Origin of the sequence: Psychromonas ossibalaenae ATCC BAA-1528 (assembly GCF_000381745.1) — a bacterium.
In the GTDB taxonomy this organism is placed as follows: domain Bacteria; phylum Pseudomonadota; class Gammaproteobacteria; order Enterobacterales; family Psychromonadaceae; genus Psychromonas; species Psychromonas ossibalaenae.
The window spans coordinates 50,985-68,088 of record NZ_KB906987.1 but is presented as its reverse complement, the minus strand read 5'-3'; the positions used below and the strand labels follow the sequence as shown (position 1 = coordinate 68,088).

The window sequence follows — 17,104 nt, the reverse complement described above, 5'->3', positions numbered from 1 at the left end:
ATATAAAATACAGAATATTTTGCTTGTTACTTATCTTTAAAATATCAGCTACACTAATCTCACAGTCTGTATCAATACAGAAGGGTTATTATATTTAAGGGAATAATAATGAACAAAGTATTTAAGATACTAATATTAAGTCTTTTTTTAAGTAGTCAGGCCTGGTCTCGCCCTTTGGCTAAAGAATCTGGATGGGCTTTTACGCTTAATGTTAATGCCGGTACAACCACTCGCCAGTCACAGTTTAATACTCACGAAGATAACGAAATTAACAAAGATTCCAGTAGCAGTGGTGAATCAGTGCAGACTGCAATTATTTATCCTTTAGCGCGTATTCAATACACCTTTGACAGCCTGAAAACTCAAATGTTTCTGGGTAACAGCAAAGACCAGGTTGCCACAGCGCGCTTCCAGTATGAATTAGGTGTTGCTCACCAGTTTAGAGATAACAGCCGGCTAACCTTAGCATTTTTCCCTGAGCTGACTTCATATAATGAAACATGGCAGGATCCTTTTTTAGAAAACAGCACACGTAAAACCACCAGAGAAAATACACGCGGCGGACGAGCGAAGCTGGAACGTATTGGCGGCGGCCCATTAACAGTGCAGTATGCATTTGCGGCCAGTAAAGCCGATCAAGAAAACAGCGGGCAAAGTCAGTCCGGACTGACTGCCGAGGAGATAAGTTCATTAGTACGTGACAGTCAATACCACCGTATTGAGCTGCAGACAACACTGCCTCTAAGAGCCGGTGTATTACTTAGACCGTCAGTGCAATACACAATACGTAATGCAAAAGGTGAAGCGAACAGTTATGACCAGTACCACGTGCAGCTGACACTGTTACTACTTGGAGATAAACATAACCTTATTACCACCCTGAACGCGGGTACTAAAAAGTTCTCGGAAATTAACCCTGTATTCGACCACAAGCAGGACTCAGTCAGCGCAGGGATTTTTTCTGTCTACACCTATAAAAAGCCGTTTAACTGGAAGTCTATAAACTTCAATGTGATGGCGGGTTATAACCAGGAAAATTCTGATATTGATTTTTATGACAGCAGCGGTTTAATTGTATCTACCGGCTTCACCTACCAGTTTTAACCAGCGGCCTAAGTCAAGATAAAACCCCAGCGCAATGCGTTAGAGCTAGATTCAATCGACTTTCTTAACTTAGTGACTGCTGTCTCCCGGCGAACTCAGGCTGCAATTCCCGAAGTCGATTACCCGAAAGTATTAACAGTAAACAGCATGGTCAGCTATCTACTGAATGTGCTTAATTAGCCAAAAAGCCAATAAAGATAAGTATATAAATACTGCCTTTATCAGCTCACCGGATTTATTGCGCTTTGATAAGACCTAAATTCAACGCATGAAAATGAAGGTGTTTTTCAATAAATGCACTGATAAAATAATAACTATGGTCATAACCGTCGGCCATATTAAAGGTCAGCGGATAGTTACTTACCTTAGCGGCTTTCAATAATGCCTGCGGTTTCAGCTGCTCTTCTAAAAAGTCATCACTTGAGCCCTGCTCAACCATTGCCGGAATCCGGGCTGTCGTTTTGCGCATCAATTCACTAGCGTCGTATTGTTTCCATACATCGGCACCTTCTCCAAGATAAGCGCTGAACGCTTTTTTTCCCCAGGCACAGTTGATCGGATTACTGATCGGGCTGAAAGCGGTGACCGAACGGTACAATTCAGGATTACGCAGTGCAATCACCAATGCACCATGCCCGCCCATTGAATGACCGCTGATCACCCGCTGTGAATTCACCGGAAAATGTGCTTCAATCAGTCTCGGCAGTTCATCAACCACATAATCATACATCTGATAATGTTTGTTCCAGGGAGCCTGGGTAGCATTAACATAAAATCCCGCACCTAAACCTAAATCGTAAGCCTGTTTTTCATCATCGGGAACATTTTCACCGCGCGGACTGGTATCCGGCGCGACAATCGCAATCCCCAGTTCAGCAGCAGCCGCCAGAGCACCGCCTTTCTGCATAAAGTTTTCATCAGTGCAGGTCAGGCCGGATAACCAGTACATAACCGGCACCGGGTTTTTACTGCTTGCCTGCGGCGGCAGATAAACAGCAAAGCGCATTGCACAGTTAAGCACCGTAGACTGATGTGTATATTGTTTGTGCCAGCCGTCAAAGGCTTTGTTACAGCTGATATTTTCGATTGTCATATTTCTTTCCGGATCGGCAGAAACAGACCGTCTGCTAAACAACAGAACGGCCAGTTTGTACTAGAGATTATTTATCAAAATGGATAACGGTGCGGATACTTTCACCGCTGTGCATCAGGTCAAATGCATCGTTAATACTGTCAAGATCCATAGTATGGGTGATAAAATCACTCAGTTTGAATTCACCTGCCATATAACGTTCAACCAGCTCAGGAAGCTCAGAGCGTCCTTTCACACCGCCGAATGCACTGCCGCGCCATACACGACCAGTTACCAGTTGAAACGGACGGGTTGAAATCTCCTGCCCGGCACCGGCGACACCGATAACAACCGACTCGCCCCAGCCTTTATGACAACACTCCAGCGCACTGCGCATCACATCCACGTTGCCGATACACTCAAATGAATACTCAACACCGCCATCGGTCATCTCTACAATCACATCCTGAATCGGTTTGTCGTAATCTTTAGGATTGATGCAGTCAGTTGCACCAAGCTGACGTGCTAATTCAAATTTGCTCTCATTAATATCAACACCGATAATACGGTCTGCACCGGCCATTTTTGCGCCGATAATCGCGGAAAGCCCAATACCGCCAAGACCGAAAATAGCAACGTTATCGCCCTTTTCTACTTTTGCAGTATTCAGTACAGCGCCCATGCCGGTTGTCACGCCGCAGCCTAAAAGACAAACTTCTTCTAACGGCGCTTCTTTGCTTACCTTAGCCAACGAAATTTCCGGTAAAACTGTGTATTCAGAAAAAGTTGAACAGCCCATATAATGGAAGATCGGCTGGCCGTCTTTATAGAAACGTGTTGTGCCGTCCGGCATCAGACCTTTCCCCTGGGTTTCACGTACAGCGCTGCATAGGTTGGTTTTACCTGATTTACAGAACTTACATTCACCGCATTCAGCAGTATAAAGCGGAATCACATGGTCGCCGACAGCAACGCTGGTCACACCTTCGCCGATCTGTTCAACAATACCGCCGCCTTCATGACCTAGGATAACGGGAAATATTCCTTCCGGATCCTGACCAGACATAGTGAACGCATCAGTATGGCAGACACCGGAAGCGATTATTTTAACTAATACTTCACCTTTACGAGGCAGCATCACATCCACTTCTTCAATTACAAGTGGTTGATTAGGGCCCCAGGCAACAGCAGCTTTTGATTTGATAAATTGGTCAGTCATATGAACTCCAGTTAGTGCTCAACATGAAGTTCATGCTGCAGCTTGTTTGTTTTAAGTGTAGCTATTATATTTATTTCTCACAGAATGATAATATAACCAAACTGCAAATTACTTTTACGAGATGGTAACAATCATGAAATGGGAAGGTATTAACGAATTTGTCGCAGTGGCTGAAACAGAGAGTTTCACTCTGGCGTCAAAAAACTTGAAAATATCTACCGCGCAGGTCAGCAGGCAAATCAGTGCGTTAGAAAAGCGCCTTAATATAAAACTGTTTTACCGTACCACTCGTAAAGTGACTCTTACTCAGGAAGCGCAGCTGTTTTACCGTCACTGCCGCGATGTATTAGACGGTTTAGAGGCGGCAGAGCAGGCTGTCACTAATTTACAGAGCAGTCCGCAGGGATCCATAAAACTCTCGGCACCGGTAACCTACGGCGAACAAAAAATATTACCCTTAATAAACGATTTTGTGCAGTTATACAGTGAGATTGAAGTGGTCAGTGATCTGACCAATAACCGTATTGATTTGGTTGAAGGGGGATTTGATTTAGCGATACGTCTTGGACAGTTGAAAGACTCCAGCTTAATTGCCAAAAAATTAGCTGTTCGTTCAAATTTCGTCTGCGCTTCACCCGAATATATTAACAAGTTCGGCGAGCCGCATTCATTATCTGAATTGAAACATCATAACTGTCTGCTGGGTACGCGCGATTACTGGCGCTTTAACGAACAAGGCAGAGAAAAAAATATCCGCGTAAAAGGTAATATCCGCTGTAACAGCGGTATCGGTCTGGTTGATGCGGCACTGAAACATTTAGGCATCATTCAGCTGCCTGATTATTATCTGCAGCGGCACTTAGACTCAGGAAAATTAGTCACTCTACTGGATAATATGCGCGAAGCACCGGAAGGAATCTGGGCGGTTTATCCGCAAAACCGCTATCTATCCCCCAAGATACGTCTACTTGTTGACTACCTGCAGGAAAATTTACAAGAATAAGCGGCTGATTACTTATCTGCTCAGTGGAATTTCAACGAGAGATACCTATACCCGTTATCATTCAAAATGTAAAAAGATCACTTGCTCAACATTCAAGTAAATACCATTCTCTTTTCACTGAAAAAGACCTGTAACAAGCAAGTTTTACTCTATCACAAGCCGCAACATCACAAACAAATAGTTTTCATTAAATTATTGTGAATTATCGTATGGTAATTGAACACCCCGTGTTTCGAAACTACAATTCTTCACAAGAACTTCATAATTAAGTTACATCCTGAACAGTACAACTAAATAGCTGGATAAAATTACCTAAATTTACAAAAAATGGAATTATTATGTCAGAGATAAAAACTGAATCAGAACAAACAACACGTGCGGGCGAATGGAAAACATTTTTATTTATCACCGTCTGCTTATTCCCAATTTTAAGCGTCATGCTGGTCGGCGGTTATGGTTTTAGCGTCTGGTTTTTACAGATGTTTATGATCGGTCCTCCCGGCCATGGTTAACCTCACAGTTCTGTAGTTACTATTTTCCTTTACCTTTTATAACAAAGGACTAGTTATGATCAAATTAATTAAATGTTTCTGGCGGATTGTCAGTAAACCAAGTGTACATTTAAGTTTTGGGCTGCTCACTATGGGGGGGTTCTTAGCGGGTGTTATTTTCTGGGGTGGTTTTAATACCGTACTAGAAGCGACTAATACCGAAGAGTTCTGCATCAGCTGTCATGAGATGTCTGATAATGTTTATGTTGAGCTGCAGGAGACAGTGCATTGGCAGAACCGATCAGGCGTACGTGCAACGTGCCCGGACTGCCATGTACCGCATAACTGGACAGACAAAATTGCCCGTAAAATGCAGGCATCTAAAGAGGTTTGGAGCGCTGTTTTCGGCAATATCGATACTCGCGAAAAGTTCTTAGCTAAACGCGGTGAATTAGCCCAGCATGAATGGGATCGCTTCACTGCCAATAATTCCTTAGAATGTAAAAACTGTCATAACTACAACAGTATGGATTTTTCTATCATGTCTGAGCGTGCACAGGTACAAATGAAAATGGCGGCCGAGCGCGATCAGAGCTGTATTGACTGTCATAAAGGGATTGCCCACGAACTGCCTGAAAATATGGGGTCAGGTGAAGGTACACTGGCAAAACTTGAAGAGATGGCTACATCGGGTTACAACAAAGGTCAAAGTTATTACAGTGTTCGTCAGCTGCCGTTATTTACCGATAACACCTTAACAACTGAAGCCGGACAGTTAAATGCGGCAACTAAAGTAACCATACTGGCAGTTGAAGGCGATGCTGTTCAGGTTGAAATTGATGCATGGCGTAAAACCAAGGGTTTCGGACGGGTAATGTTTGAAGACTTTGCAATGAATGTTAATGACGGTTTCTTAACTAAAGAAGTTGCACAGAGCGATGACTACATGAGCAAAGGCGAATCTAAAGTCGACGACTTAACCGGTCTACCATGGCAGAAAGTTGAAGTAAAACTATGGATGCGCAACAGCTCCTTAACAGAGTCCCGCGATACTTTATGGACCTTTGCTAAAACAACCTACGACAGCAGCTGCAGTGTTTGTCACACTCAGCCGGCAGAAAATCATTTTGACACCAATACGTGGCCGGGCATGTTTAACGGTATGTTATCTTTCGTGAATTTAGACGGGGATACACAGGCGTTAGTGCTTAAATATCTACAAAAACATTCATCTGATTTTTCAGACGAAGCGCATTAACTAGGAGGTCACAATGTCAATTTCAAGACGTAGTTTTTTAAAAGGTTTGCTGGCCACTAGTACCGCAGCTTTAGTCGGCCCGGGTTTAATTCAAGCAGCGCATGCGGCGACAGGCGATACAGCTGGTCAATGGAAGATTAGCGGTTCGCACTGGGGCGCTTTCCGTGCCCGCGTTTACGCCGGTAAAGTGCAGGAAATAAAAGCATTTGAAGCAGATAAATATCCGACCGATATGCTTAAAGGCATTAAAGGTATTATCTACAGCCCGTCACGCATTCGTTACCCTATGGTACGTTACGACTGGTATCTGAACCGTGAAAAAAGTGATACCAGCAAACGTGGTGACAACCGTTTTATCCGTGTGACCTGGGATGAAGCAATAACCCTTTTTCATAATGAATTAGAGCGCATGCAGACTCAGTATGGTCCCTGGGCCATTCACGCAGGAAGTACCGGCTGGCGCTCAACAGGTCAGCTGCATTCGTGTGGTAACCATATGGCACACGCAATCGCTATGCACGGTTATACCGTCAATAAGGTCGGCGACTATTCAACAGGCGCGGGTCAGACGATTATGCCCTATGTACTGGGCACCACCGAAGTCTATGCGCAGGGTACTTCCTGGCCGCTGATCCTTAAAAACAGTAAAACAATTGTGCTTTGGGGCAATGATCTGGTTAAAAATTTACAGGTCGGCTGGAACTGTGAAACCCACGAGTCTTTTGAGTATCTTGAACAGTTGAAAGAAAAAATAGCCAGAAAAGAGATCCGTGTAATCAGTGTGGATCCGGTAAAAAGCAAAACGCAGAACTACTTAAATTCAGAGCAGCAGTATATCAATCCACAGACCGATGTGCCGTTTATGCTGGCAATTGCACATACACTTTATAAAGAAAACTTATACGATAAAAAGTTCATTGATACATATGCATTAGGTTTTGAAGACTTTGTTCCCTACCTGTTGGGCGAATCAAAAGATAAAGTTGAAAAAACGCCGCAATGGGCTGAGCAGATCTGCGGTATAAAAGCCGATAATATTCGTGAATTTGCACGCATGCTGGTCAAGGAGCGTACCCAGATTATGGTCGGCTGGAGTATTCAGCGTCAGCAGCATGGTGAGCAGCCGTACTGGATGGCTGCCGTACTTGCCACTATGTTAGGGCAGATAGGTTTACCCGGCGGTGGTATCAGTTACGCGCATCATTACAGCTCGGTAGGTGTTTCTTCAACAGGGGCAGCCGGTCCGGGAGCATTCCCGCGCAATCCAGCTAAACCTGATAACCGCATTCATAAAAATCAAGATTTCAAGGGTTACAGCAGCACGATTCCCGTAGCACGCTGGGTTGATGCGATTTTACAGCCGGGCAAAAAGATTCAGGCAAACGGTGCAGAAATTACTCTACCGGATCTTAAGATGATGGTTTTCTCGGGTTGTAACCCGTGGCACCACCATCAAGGCCGTAATAACATGAAAAAAGCGTTCCATAAACTGGAAACGGTTGTGACGGTTGATTTCACCTGGACGGCAACCTGCCGTTTTTCTGATATCGTGCTGCCGGCCTGTACACAGTGGGAACGTAATGATTTAGATCTGTACGGCTCATACAGCGGGCGCGGCATTATTGCGATGCACAAACTGGTGGATCCTTTATTCCAGTCAAAAACTGACTTTGAAATATTTACCCTGCTGGCACGCAAACTCGGCCAGGAAAAAGACTACACCCAGGGTAAAAATGAGATGCAGTGGGTAAAAGAACTTTATAACGGCTGTGTTGAAGCCAATAAAGCCAGCTTCTCGATGCCTGATTTTGAGACATTCTGGAAAGAGGGTTTTGTTGATTTCGGTACAGGTAAAGACTGGACACGCCAGGCGGCTTTCCGCGAAGATCCGGAAATCAATTCATTAGGCACTCCGTCCGGCTTTATCGAAATATTCAGTCGTAAAATAGACCGTTACGGATACACAGAGTGTCAGGGTCACCCTATGTGGTTTGAAAAAGCAGAACGCTCACACGGTGGTCCTGGCTCGGATAAACACCCGATCTGGTTACAGTCTTGCCACCCGAACAAACGCCTGCACTCACAAATGTGTGATTCAGAGCAGTTCCGTGCTACTTATGCCGTTAAAGGCCGTGAGCCGATTTACCTTAATCCGCAGGACGCTAAATCTCGCGGTATTAAAGACGGTGATATAGTGCGTGTATTTAACCAGCGCGGGCAGTTATTAGCCGGTGCTGTCGTATCAGATAACTTCCCGTCGGGTGTAGCCCGTATCGAAGAAGGTGCATGGTACGGCCCGGTTGACGAAAAAATAGGTTCATTAGATACCTATGGCGATCCGAACACACTAACCATAGATCTGGCAACTTCTGAGCTGTCACAGGCAACCAGTGCAAATACCTGTCAGGTTCAGTATGAAAAATTTGTCGGTAAAGCACCTGCGGTAACTGCCTTCGGCGGGCCGAAAGAGATAAGCTAAATATAACTGTGGCGGGTATTCACTGAATACCCTGCCTTCTGGTACCAAGAAAGTGAGCTCGGAAATGACAGAAACAACCATATCAGAAATAAATGAAACACGTGCGAGCCTCTACTGGTGGTTTGCAACTTTACTCACCAAAGAGCTGGATAAAGAACAGCTTGCTATGTATTTCTGCGGTGAAGGGGTAACACTTTTAGATCAGCTTGAGCAGGAGCCTGACTTTACTGCGTCTGTACAGAAAATAAAATCAGCATTAACCGCTATTTTAGCCATGAACAAACCTGAGCTGGAATTAGCAGCCGACTTCAGCCAGATTTTTCTAACCGATACAAAGACGGGTGCACCACCCTATGCCTCTGTTTATCTGTCTAAATCAGGACAACTATTTGAGCAGCCTCATCAGGATATGATTGACTTATTCAAGGCACAAGGTCTGGTAGTTGATCCGTCCTTTAATGAACCGGCGGATCATATTGCCATCCAGCTTGATTACCTAGGCAATCTGATTATTCAGGATGTTAACGGTGTCAGTGAAGCGCAGATCAACTTTATTGAAGTACATATTCTGTCCTGGCTAGAACAGTTTGTGAAAGCGACTGCTAAGGTCAACAACTCCGGTTTTTACCAAGGGGTTTGTCAGCTGCTGCAGGCTTATATCAAGCAGGATATAGTTGAAATCATGCCCGATTAAACGCTTAAGCCCTGCCTGTCACTGCACAGTGACAGGCAGGGCTTATAAACGACCAGTAAAACCTATAACTACTTCTGTGCAGCTTCAAATTTATATTTTTCAACAATATCAAACAACGGATCACCGTTACGGTTTTTGAACCGTTCAGCCTGATAATAGATAACAGACCATTCAGATTCAGAGAGAGCTTGTGATGCGCTCAAAGGCGCTAAAGTTTTTTCAAAAATACTTTTCATAAGTCTCAGATACTCTTCTTTATGCTCACTAAGCGCCTGTTCATGCAGGTTTATCAAGGTATTGATACGCAGCAGGTAAGGAAATAAAGGAGTTAAGCGCTTCAAATCATGAACAGTTAACTTCCCGGACGCCGCTAGCTCCTCGACCTTACGTACATGACTAATTATATCTCCCGTCTCCTCGCTATGATTCTGCACAGCTAAATTGAGCATAGCTTCCGGCAGCACTTTAGCTGCCTCTATTAACCAGATTTTTTCTTTTGTTAACTGGTATTTTAAATACTGCGAACGGGCATTACCTTTTGCAGCTAACTGTTCAACAAGATCCAGAACAGGCTGATAGCCTTTTGCAGCAGCCTGAGTAATAAGATCATTACCATCGGCTTCATCAGCATCAACAAGTTCAGGATGGGAATGGTAAAACATTGCCAGGGTATACATAGCATCGGCTAATTCCCATGGCGTGGCCACCGCTTTTTTATAATAAATTTCAGCCTGCTGCGGTTTCTGGGAATCAGCCAGATAACCGGCAATCACCATATTTGCCTGCGGATCACCCAAATCAGCAACATAATGCAGATTTTTAATAAACAGTTCCACCTGCTCGGCTGTTTTTACCTGCTCAGACTGTTTATAGATACGCTCTATTTTTTCAACCACCTGCCTTGTGCTCTTATTTATATTCTGCTTAAACAGCAAAGCATCGGGATCATAATCACCGCTGCCGAAAACCGTAAAAGCTAAACTGACATGATGACTAAGCTGATAAAAAGACTGTGTTTTTACATAAACAAAAGACTGGCTGTCGCTTTTCCGAGTATTTCCTTTGAGCTGCATAACTGTTTTGTTATTAACCGTTTGAGACTCACAGGAAAAGTCATTGGCACTGCGGTTGTTTTGGCACCATTTTGCGGCCTGATCTTCTTTTTGAGGCAGATGTTTATGCACCAGGCTAAGCCAGACTACCGAATAAGCTTTTTTCTTTTTAAGCAGGCCGATAATATCAACGGGCATGAATACACTGCTGGTGCTGCTGCCCACTGCGCTGAAAAGCTCTCTAAACTCAAGCAGCTGCGCCTTGCTTATTTTCTTTTTTTCAAATAAAGACAATGCCTGAGCATAAATAGACTGTGCACTTTCCAGATCTAATTTTATCCAGCGCTCCGGTAATTCCAGTTCAAAACCCAGCTCACTGTCCACCACGGCAGCTCTGCTAACCGTGCAGTTCAGTGATAACATCAACAGAGTAAATAACAGGATAGTAAAAGTTTTAAACTGCGCAGTAATATAATCCATCAGAAGCTTCCATTATGTAAATTTATCTAAGTAACGATTATCTGTCTAGCATCTCTTATTCAGGTTGATTTAAAACAAGCCCGGCACAAACATTTTTTATCAGAAAGCCTGCTTTAATAGTTTAATCAATCCCTGTAAAGCAGGTCCCTGCTGGCTTCTTCGACTAACAATATAATCAATGGTATTCATCCAGCCGTAGGGTTCGTAAGTCACATCAAGCAGAATGACCTTACCCTGCGCCAACGAGTCTAAGGCGAGATCTTCAGGCAGCATAGTCCAGCCTATGCCCTGCTCTGCTAACTCAAGCAGTAAATGGTGATTACTGGCGTACCAGATCTGCGTGCTGATAGCGTGGCTGAACCATAACTCTTTGCCATGATAAGTACGCAAAACCAGCTGCCGATAAGCACGTAATACCTGATCATTAATTTCCTGCAGATCAGCGAGAGGGTGCGAAGCAGCCGCTACAGTAATAAATTTATTATAACCAAGCGTTCCAAAATCAACATCATTCTGAATTTCCCCTTTACTGTAAATCAGACCGATATGTACATCACCATTACGTACGTATTCCTCTATATCATAAGTAGATGCGGTTACTACCTCCAGGTTGGTCATGGGAAACTGCTCGGCAAACTTTTTTATTTTGCTGAAAATAGGCCCGTAAGAAAGGCTTTCTTCAATTCCAATAATTAATTCATGCTCCTGCTGCTGTGATAATGCGGCGACTTTTTGATCAAACTGACGCTGCTGTAGCAGCAGAGATTTAGCAACCGGCAATAACGCTTTGCCGTCATCGCTTAATGAAGGTGTATTACTGCTTCGGTCAAACAGTTGTTTATCAAGAGAAATTTCTAAATTAGAAATGGACTGGCTGATACCGGACTGCGCTCTTTTAAGCTTACGCGCGGTCGCAGAAAAAGATCCATTTTCAGAAACGGCAACAAAAATTTTCAACTGTTCAAGACTATACATATCACGACCTGTGATGGTTACTAACTTTCTATCATCTTAGTTTAAAGTCACACTACTTCCAACATCTAGTTACAATAATAAACAGGAGAATATTTATGTCTGCACGTGAACGTCTATTACACATGCTATTGTTTGAACTAATTGCAGTGTCCTCAGTAATTATCGGTTTAATTGTTTTCTCCGATATTGCACTTTATTCTGCATTAAAAACAATGATAGTTGTATCGCTAATCGCGATGGTGTGGAACTATCTTTTTAACCTCATTTTTGATCAATTTTATCGCGGAGCCCGTGAAAAAAGAGGGTTAAAATTACGCATTTTTTACGTCTTAATTTTTGAATCAGGCCTTGTCATTTTAACCACTCCGGTCATGGCGTATATTTTACAAGTCAGTCTGCTGGAGGCTTTTATTCTGGATCTAGGCATTACCCTGTTTATTACGCTTTACACTCTGGTATTTAATTACTGTTACGATCATCTGCGTCTTAAATTTGTTAATTCTAAAGAAACACCGCCTTCGCTTTCGCAGCTTAATTAAACACAGAAGAAGACAAGGTAGTCTCCTAGTTAATATTGGGAGACTGCTGATAATCAAAGCTAGAAAATATAAGCTATTCTTTCTTGGTTTTCTGTATAAAAAATAATACTCTCATTTTTTAACTAGATTAAGTCTGCATAATGCTGCTATCAGATCGTTTTGTCATTCGCCACCAGCGAATGCTTCATGCTTTACGGGTTGTTATCGCCTGCGCGATTGCACTTGTTGTGATCCGAGTTTTCGAATTCCCGCACTCCAGCTGGGCGCTGATCACTATTATTGTGGTGATGGGGCCTGTTTCATATTTGGGCTCTGTTTTAACTAAAGCTAATCAGCGCTTAAGCGGTACAATTATCGGTGCACTGCTTGGTTTAGCCGTCTACCTGCTGCCTGGCGCTTACATTGTTCTGCATGATTTAATCCTTTTACTAATCTTAGCTGTCGCTATGTATGCAGTTGTGGGGAAATATTCCTATGCAGCTGTCTTGGTGGCGCTCACTCTATTTTTAGTTGCCGGGCCCGGCGGAGCTGACAATATTGTGGTTGCAGAGTGGCGGGCAATTAATGTTGTCTGGGCAACATTATTAACCATCTTATGCAGCCGCCTGTTTTTTCCCTCACGGGCATTAGTCCACTTTCAGCTTCTGGTAACAGAGTTTTTACTGCTCAGCAGCGATTATTATCTTCTGCATAACAAAGGCTTAAACAGCGATAACGGTGCGGCTGACTACAATCTGAAACTGCTCAGCACCAACTTAAATAAACAACGCTCATTAATGGCACATATATACAAAGAGTGGAAAGGTGATGAGCAGGATATTACCGATATCATTTTTTTAGAGCGGCGCATTTTAAGTGTATTAGAAACGCTGATTAACCGGCAGTGGCGCAGCCAGGATGCTTTTCAAAAGATAAAAACCAATTCAGATTTAATGCACGGAGCATCAGATCTGTTTGAGCATATGAACCAGATCAGCCTGCAGGTGGATATGGGGGATGTACAGCAGATATTAGCCGACGATATCAGCCTGTTCACGATTACCAGTGAAACAGTGAGTGCCGTTGACAGCTGCCACCAGAGTAATATTAATTTCTTTGGATATTTATGGCTGAATCATGAATTAGCCCGGCATGTCTGTGCTGTGTCTTTCAGTCTAAGTAAAGTTTTTAATCGGCAGCATTTTCGAAAAAACAAACAAGAATAAATATAAGAGCTGTTTAGAAAAACATAAAAAAGCAGCGCTGACCGCGCTGCTTTACAGTGACGGCCTAAGTCAGCTTAAGACGCATCCACAAACCCATGGGAGATGTAAAACCGGTTGTTACCGACTTTATCTGACCTTTATCGATAATAAAAATAGTCGGCGTTACTGATATACCCCAAGCCTGGCTTATCTGCCCCTTAGGATCATTAATCGTGCTGAAATCATATTCCTTTGCCTGCTGGTATTTATGAACTCGCTCTTCTTCGCCAGAAGTTAAAGCCACAGTCACTACCTGATAATCCGCCGATAAAAAATCCACCGACGGCGAGACATAACTGCACACCGGACACCAGGTTGCCCAGAAATAAAGCAGCACGGGTTTGTCCTGACTCATAGCACCTAAATCAATCTTCTCCCCCTGCACTGAAACAGCAGTTAAGGCAGGAGCCTGACCGGAAGCCATGGAGCCGCTCCGCCAGAAATCGACAGCCCAGCTGATAACTGTCAACAGGAGCACTAAAACAAGTGCTTCTTTCAGCCAGCCCCGCCAGCCTTTATGTTTTTTTACAAGATCAGAAATCTGCTTATCCATTATTTCGATCCCCTGGCCTGCTGAATAGCACTAAGTACTTCATCCGTAGTCAGAATAGTGGCCAAAGGCAGCCCCTGCGGCGCTCCCGGACCATAAACAATATTAAACGGCACACCAAAACGCCCGTAGGACTGCAGATAATCAGTGACATCTTGAGAAGGGACCGTCCAGTCTCCTTTCATGGTCATGACCTGCTCACCCTGCAGTGCACTATAAACAGGATCCTGCAGCAGCACACCGATCTTATTGGCTTTACAGGTAATACACCAGTCTGCGGTAACATCCACAAAAACAATATTTCCCTGCTTAATCTGCTGATCTATCACATTAGTATCTAAAACCGTCCAGTCCAGCTGAGCAAGAGGCTGTACCCACTTACTGGTTGTTAAACTGGCAATAATCATACCTGATACACTTGCAGCTAACAGGCTGGCTAAAACTGTGATTAATACTTTTTTACCGCGTTTTCTGGCGATTAAGACTAATAATATAACTGTTAAAACAAGGCCGGTTAACAAGGTAATACCGGTACCGATAAAGACAGTTAATAAACTTAATAACCAGTAACAGGTAATTAAAATCATCAGTGCAAACAGTGTTTTAACACTGTTCATCCATTTACCTGGTTTCGGCAGACGCAAAGCTATTGCCGGAAACAGTGCAATTAATATCCATGGAAATGCCATACCCAGTCCTAGTGCGCTGAATATAGTCAGCAGCTCAAGGTTAGATGCACCTAATGCAAACGCAACAGCCGTGCCTAGGAAAGGGGCACTACAAGGTGTTGCTAACAGAGTTGCAAACATCCCCTGCATATAATGACCGAGATAAGAGTGGCCGCCTTTGGTTGCCAGCCAGGTCTGCATACCACTTGGCAGCTGAATTTCAAATAATCCCAGCATATTAGCTGCAAATAAAGCGGTGATCACCACCATCACAGTAATAAAATAAGGACTTTGGAACTGAATGCCCCAGCCTAATGCCTGTCCGGAAAATTTAAGAATTAATAAAAATCCGGCTAATAACCAGAATGAAGTTAAAATACCGGCGGCTGATGCAAAGAACTGTTTGCGGATCTGACTGCGCTCAATACCATGCGCCGAGATAACCGAGCTTAATTTCATGCCTAATACCGGTAAAACACAAGGCATAATGTTTAAAATCAAACCACCCAGCAGGGCAATTAAAAACATTGAAACAATACTGCTCGACTCAAATACAATGGCCTGCACAGAAGGTGTCGTACTTAATTCCACCGCTAAATCTTTATCAACCACAGTAATATTAATAGACTTGTCAGCTAAATCTACCGGGCCGGTCCAGCTGCTGGTTGTGATTTTAGCCGTCAGCTGCTTATCGGAAATTTTTATTTCCGGGGCTGAGTAACTGACTTCAGCCAGTTCACTATTCTGTGAATCAATAAACACATCCGGAGAGAACCAGCCGCTTTGATTGTCAACCTGTACTAGCAGTGTTTGATTTTCAGCATCCCAATATGAACGGTAAGCAGAAACCGTAGAACTGGTTGTTTTATCTTTCACTGCCTGCTGATCAAGTTTCATCGGCACCGCACCTATGCCTTGATTAAAAGCAAACAAAGCATCATTATCGATGTGCAGGTCTTCGACATTAAAGTTTAATTCAACATCATAATCGGTTAACACACAAATATTGGTACATGACGACATAGTCATGATGCCTTTTAACAAAACAGGCTCTGCCGGGTTCTGCACCTGTAAGGTGATAGGGAAATTAACCTCATGCTTGTAACCTAATGTTTCAACCCCTAATACCGGATAACGCTTTGGCGCAGGCCAGACCCAGCTGAAATCAGATATATTATCTGATTGTGAGAAATCAAAACTCGGTGCAACGCCGCCCTCTCCCGGGGAACGCCAGTAGGTTTTCCAGTCACCCTCAAGTTTGACCTGTAATACCGCATCAACGGTTTTTAATAAAGGATCACTTTGTCCTGTCAGCTGCATCTGCACAGAAACCGGAGGATGATTCGGATTAACTAACCAGCCGGTTGATGTCTGGCTGACCGGTGAAAACTTAGCAGAGGCACTGCTGAATTCAGCAGGAGCAATATTACTGAGCTCTGGTACAGAGCCGAATTTAACGGCGGCATGACTGAGTAATGAAACACTCAGTAAAAAAGTAATTAAAATAGAACGAAACAATGAATTCAATTGGAAATCTCCAAGTAATAATAAAACGCAGTCAGCGAAATTTAACCGCTAACTGATAAGAGCCGAGATTCGAACAAAAAATTTCATTCACGAAAAACACAAAAAAGAAGATGCCGCCGCAGCGGAGGTGCGCGAGGTGCAATAAAAGGAACAAACTGAACTGCGTAGGAGCTAAAACTTACCACCAGCAGCAGGGTCAGCACTAAAGTAAAAATCGCGGCATCTAAGCTGCCGGCAAACCACTGCAGCAGATGCACTGCCGAGTCACATTCATCCTGTGTAAGTACCGGATGATCCTGCTCTGCCTGCTGAGAAACTATTATCGAACAGGATGTTACAAAACCGGCGCGCTGGCTAAGACAAAATGTCATGATCATTACAACCAGTAACATAGTCCAGCGTGCATGCTTTTGTTTTTCTGTCTGACTACTTATAAGAACCATAAACTCATCAAGGTGTTAAATTTGTGTAACAATTATCTACTATACCCGTTATCATTCAAGATGCAAAAATCAGCAAGTCGTGAGGTGAATAATTTCTAGGCATGAAGGTGAAGATCTAACCGGTTAAATCAAAACTTCACAACAACGAAAGTGTTTGACTCACGGCTTGCCCTGCGAGGCCTAGCTCGAAAACCAGTACAGCGTTGCAGCATTCGATAAGGGCTAGCCATTTAAGGATTAAAGTCTTTATTTTAATCCTACCGATAGAGGATTAACGAAGTTAATCGCTCGAAAGGTCTTCATGCT

15 protein-coding genes are annotated in these 17,104 nt (G+C 43.5%); 8 read left to right on the top strand and 7 right to left on the bottom strand.

The genetic code is table 11. From position 1 onward, the window contains the following. The first annotated feature begins 108 nt into the window (after positions 1-108). A complete protein-coding gene (locus G327_RS0111625) occupies positions 109-1,104 on the top strand; it encodes a DUF2860 domain-containing protein (RefSeq protein ID WP_019614954.1) in 996 nt (331 codons plus the stop codon). A gap of 235 nt (positions 1,105-1,339) precedes the next feature. On the opposite strand, the gene fghA is transcribed toward G327_RS0111625, so the two are convergent. Further along, entirely contained in the window at positions 1,340-2,197 is an 858-nt protein-coding gene (gene fghA / locus G327_RS0111620) for an S-formylglutathione hydrolase (protein ID WP_019614953.1), read from the bottom strand. A gap of 67 nt (positions 2,198-2,264) precedes the next feature. After that, a complete protein-coding gene (locus G327_RS0111615) occupies positions 2,265-3,395 on the bottom strand; it encodes an S-(hydroxymethyl)glutathione dehydrogenase/class III alcohol dehydrogenase (protein ID WP_019614952.1) in 1,131 nt (376 codons plus the stop codon). Positions 3,396-3,528: 133 nt separating this feature from the next. On the opposite strand from G327_RS0111615, the gene G327_RS0111610 reads away from it, so the two are divergent. From G327_RS0111610 to torD, 5 genes are all read left to right on the top strand, one after another. Further along, positions 3,529-4,398: a LysR substrate-binding domain-containing protein gene (locus tag G327_RS0111610; RefSeq protein ID WP_019614951.1), complete on the top strand. Its 870-nt coding sequence runs from the start codon at positions 3,529-3,531 to the stop codon at positions 4,396-4,398. A gap of 338 nt (positions 4,399-4,736) precedes the next feature. Next, positions 4,737-4,910 (top strand): trimethylamine N-oxide reductase system protein TorE, encoded by a 174-nt coding sequence (gene torE, locus G327_RS0111605; RefSeq protein WP_019614950.1) that lies wholly within the window; start codon positions 4,737-4,739, stop codon positions 4,908-4,910. Between the two features lie 55 nt (positions 4,911-4,965). Beyond that, the gene (gene torC / locus G327_RS0111600; protein WP_019614949.1) at positions 4,966-6,147 is read left to right on the top strand and encodes a pentaheme c-type cytochrome TorC; all 1,182 of its coding nucleotides are present in this window, start codon (positions 4,966-4,968) and stop codon (positions 6,145-6,147) included. 13 nt (positions 6,148-6,160) lie between these two features. Then, positions 6,161-8,626, top strand: coding sequence for a trimethylamine-N-oxide reductase TorA (gene torA, locus G327_RS0111595; RefSeq protein WP_019614948.1), 2,466 nt, complete (start codon positions 6,161-6,163; stop codon positions 8,624-8,626). Between the two features lie 64 nt (positions 8,627-8,690). Continuing rightward, positions 8,691-9,320 (top strand): molecular chaperone TorD, encoded by a 630-nt coding sequence (gene torD, locus G327_RS0111590; RefSeq protein WP_019614947.1) that lies wholly within the window; start codon positions 8,691-8,693, stop codon positions 9,318-9,320. Between the two features lie 68 nt (positions 9,321-9,388). Here torD and G327_RS0111585 read toward each other — a convergent pair whose 3' ends face one another. Together G327_RS0111585 and G327_RS0111580 are read right to left on the bottom strand one after the other, a co-directional pair. Next, positions 9,389-10,852, bottom strand: coding sequence for an Ntn hydrolase family protein (locus G327_RS0111585; RefSeq protein ID WP_019614946.1), 1,464 nt, complete (start codon positions 10,850-10,852; stop codon positions 9,389-9,391). Between the two features lie 99 nt (positions 10,853-10,951). Further along, a complete protein-coding gene (locus tag G327_RS0111580; protein WP_019614945.1) occupies positions 10,952-11,827 on the bottom strand; it encodes a LysR family transcriptional regulator in 876 nt (291 codons plus the stop codon). Between the two features lie 95 nt (positions 11,828-11,922). Between G327_RS0111580 and G327_RS0111575 the strand changes: the two genes are divergently transcribed. Together G327_RS0111575 and G327_RS0111570 are read left to right on the top strand one after the other, a co-directional pair. Then, positions 11,923-12,366 (top strand): PACE efflux transporter, encoded by a 444-nt coding sequence (locus G327_RS0111575; protein ID WP_019614944.1) that lies wholly within the window; start codon positions 11,923-11,925, stop codon positions 12,364-12,366. Positions 12,367-12,506: 140 nt separating this feature from the next. Next, the gene (locus tag G327_RS0111570) at positions 12,507-13,571 is read left to right on the top strand and encodes an FUSC family protein (RefSeq protein WP_019614943.1); all 1,065 of its coding nucleotides are present in this window, start codon (positions 12,507-12,509) and stop codon (positions 13,569-13,571) included. A 64-nt stretch (positions 13,572-13,635) separates the two neighbouring features. Here the strand turns inward: G327_RS0111570 and G327_RS0111565 are convergent, their stop codons facing one another. From G327_RS0111565 to G327_RS0111555, 3 genes are all read right to left on the bottom strand, one after another. After that, positions 13,636-14,163, bottom strand: coding sequence for a protein disulfide oxidoreductase (locus G327_RS0111565; RefSeq protein WP_019614942.1), 528 nt, complete (start codon positions 14,161-14,163; stop codon positions 13,636-13,638). Next, a complete protein-coding gene (locus tag G327_RS0111560; protein ID WP_019614941.1) occupies positions 14,163-16,355 on the bottom strand; it encodes a protein-disulfide reductase DsbD family protein in 2,193 nt (730 codons plus the stop codon). The genes G327_RS0111565 and G327_RS0111560 overlap by 1 nt, the downstream gene beginning before the upstream one ends. Positions 16,356-16,438: 83 nt before the next feature. Further along, complete coding sequence (locus G327_RS0111555) at positions 16,439-16,798, bottom strand: hypothetical protein (RefSeq protein WP_019614940.1); 360 nt, start codon at positions 16,796-16,798, stop codon at positions 16,439-16,441. Between the last annotated feature and the right edge of the window lie 306 nt (positions 16,799-17,104).

Bases quoted from the DNA above. Each gene is read 5' to 3' on its own strand.
- G327_RS0111625 (WP_019614954.1), top strand. From the start codon at position 109: ATGAACAAAGTATTTAAGATACTAATATTAAGTCTTTTTTTAAGTAGT.
- fghA (WP_019614953.1), bottom strand. From the start codon at position 2,197: ATGACAATCGAAAATATCAGCTGTAACAAAGCCTTTGACGGCTGGCAC.
- G327_RS0111615 (WP_019614952.1), bottom strand. From the start codon at position 3,395: ATGACTGACCAATTTATCAAATCAAAAGCTGCTGTTGCCTGGGGCCCT.
- G327_RS0111610 (WP_019614951.1), top strand. From the start codon at position 3,529: ATGAAATGGGAAGGTATTAACGAATTTGTCGCAGTGGCTGAAACAGAG.
- torE (WP_019614950.1), top strand. From the start codon at position 4,737: ATGTCAGAGATAAAAACTGAATCAGAACAAACAACACGTGCGGGCGAA.
- torC (WP_019614949.1), top strand. From the start codon at position 4,966: ATGATCAAATTAATTAAATGTTTCTGGCGGATTGTCAGTAAACCAAGT.
- torA (WP_019614948.1), top strand. From the start codon at position 6,161: ATGTCAATTTCAAGACGTAGTTTTTTAAAAGGTTTGCTGGCCACTAGT.
- torD (WP_019614947.1), top strand. From the start codon at position 8,691: ATGACAGAAACAACCATATCAGAAATAAATGAAACACGTGCGAGCCTC.
- G327_RS0111585 (WP_019614946.1), bottom strand. From the start codon at position 10,852: ATGGATTATATTACTGCGCAGTTTAAAACTTTTACTATCCTGTTATTT.
- G327_RS0111580 (WP_019614945.1), bottom strand. From the start codon at position 11,827: ATGTATAGTCTTGAACAGTTGAAAATTTTTGTTGCCGTTTCTGAAAAT.
- G327_RS0111575 (WP_019614944.1), top strand. From the start codon at position 11,923: ATGTCTGCACGTGAACGTCTATTACACATGCTATTGTTTGAACTAATT.
- G327_RS0111570 (WP_019614943.1), top strand. From the start codon at position 12,507: ATGCTGCTATCAGATCGTTTTGTCATTCGCCACCAGCGAATGCTTCAT.
- G327_RS0111565 (WP_019614942.1), bottom strand. From the start codon at position 14,163: ATGGATAAGCAGATTTCTGATCTTGTAAAAAAACATAAAGGCTGGCGG.
- G327_RS0111555 (WP_019614940.1), bottom strand. From the start codon at position 16,798: ATGGTTCTTATAAGTAGTCAGACAGAAAAACAAAAGCATGCACGCTGG.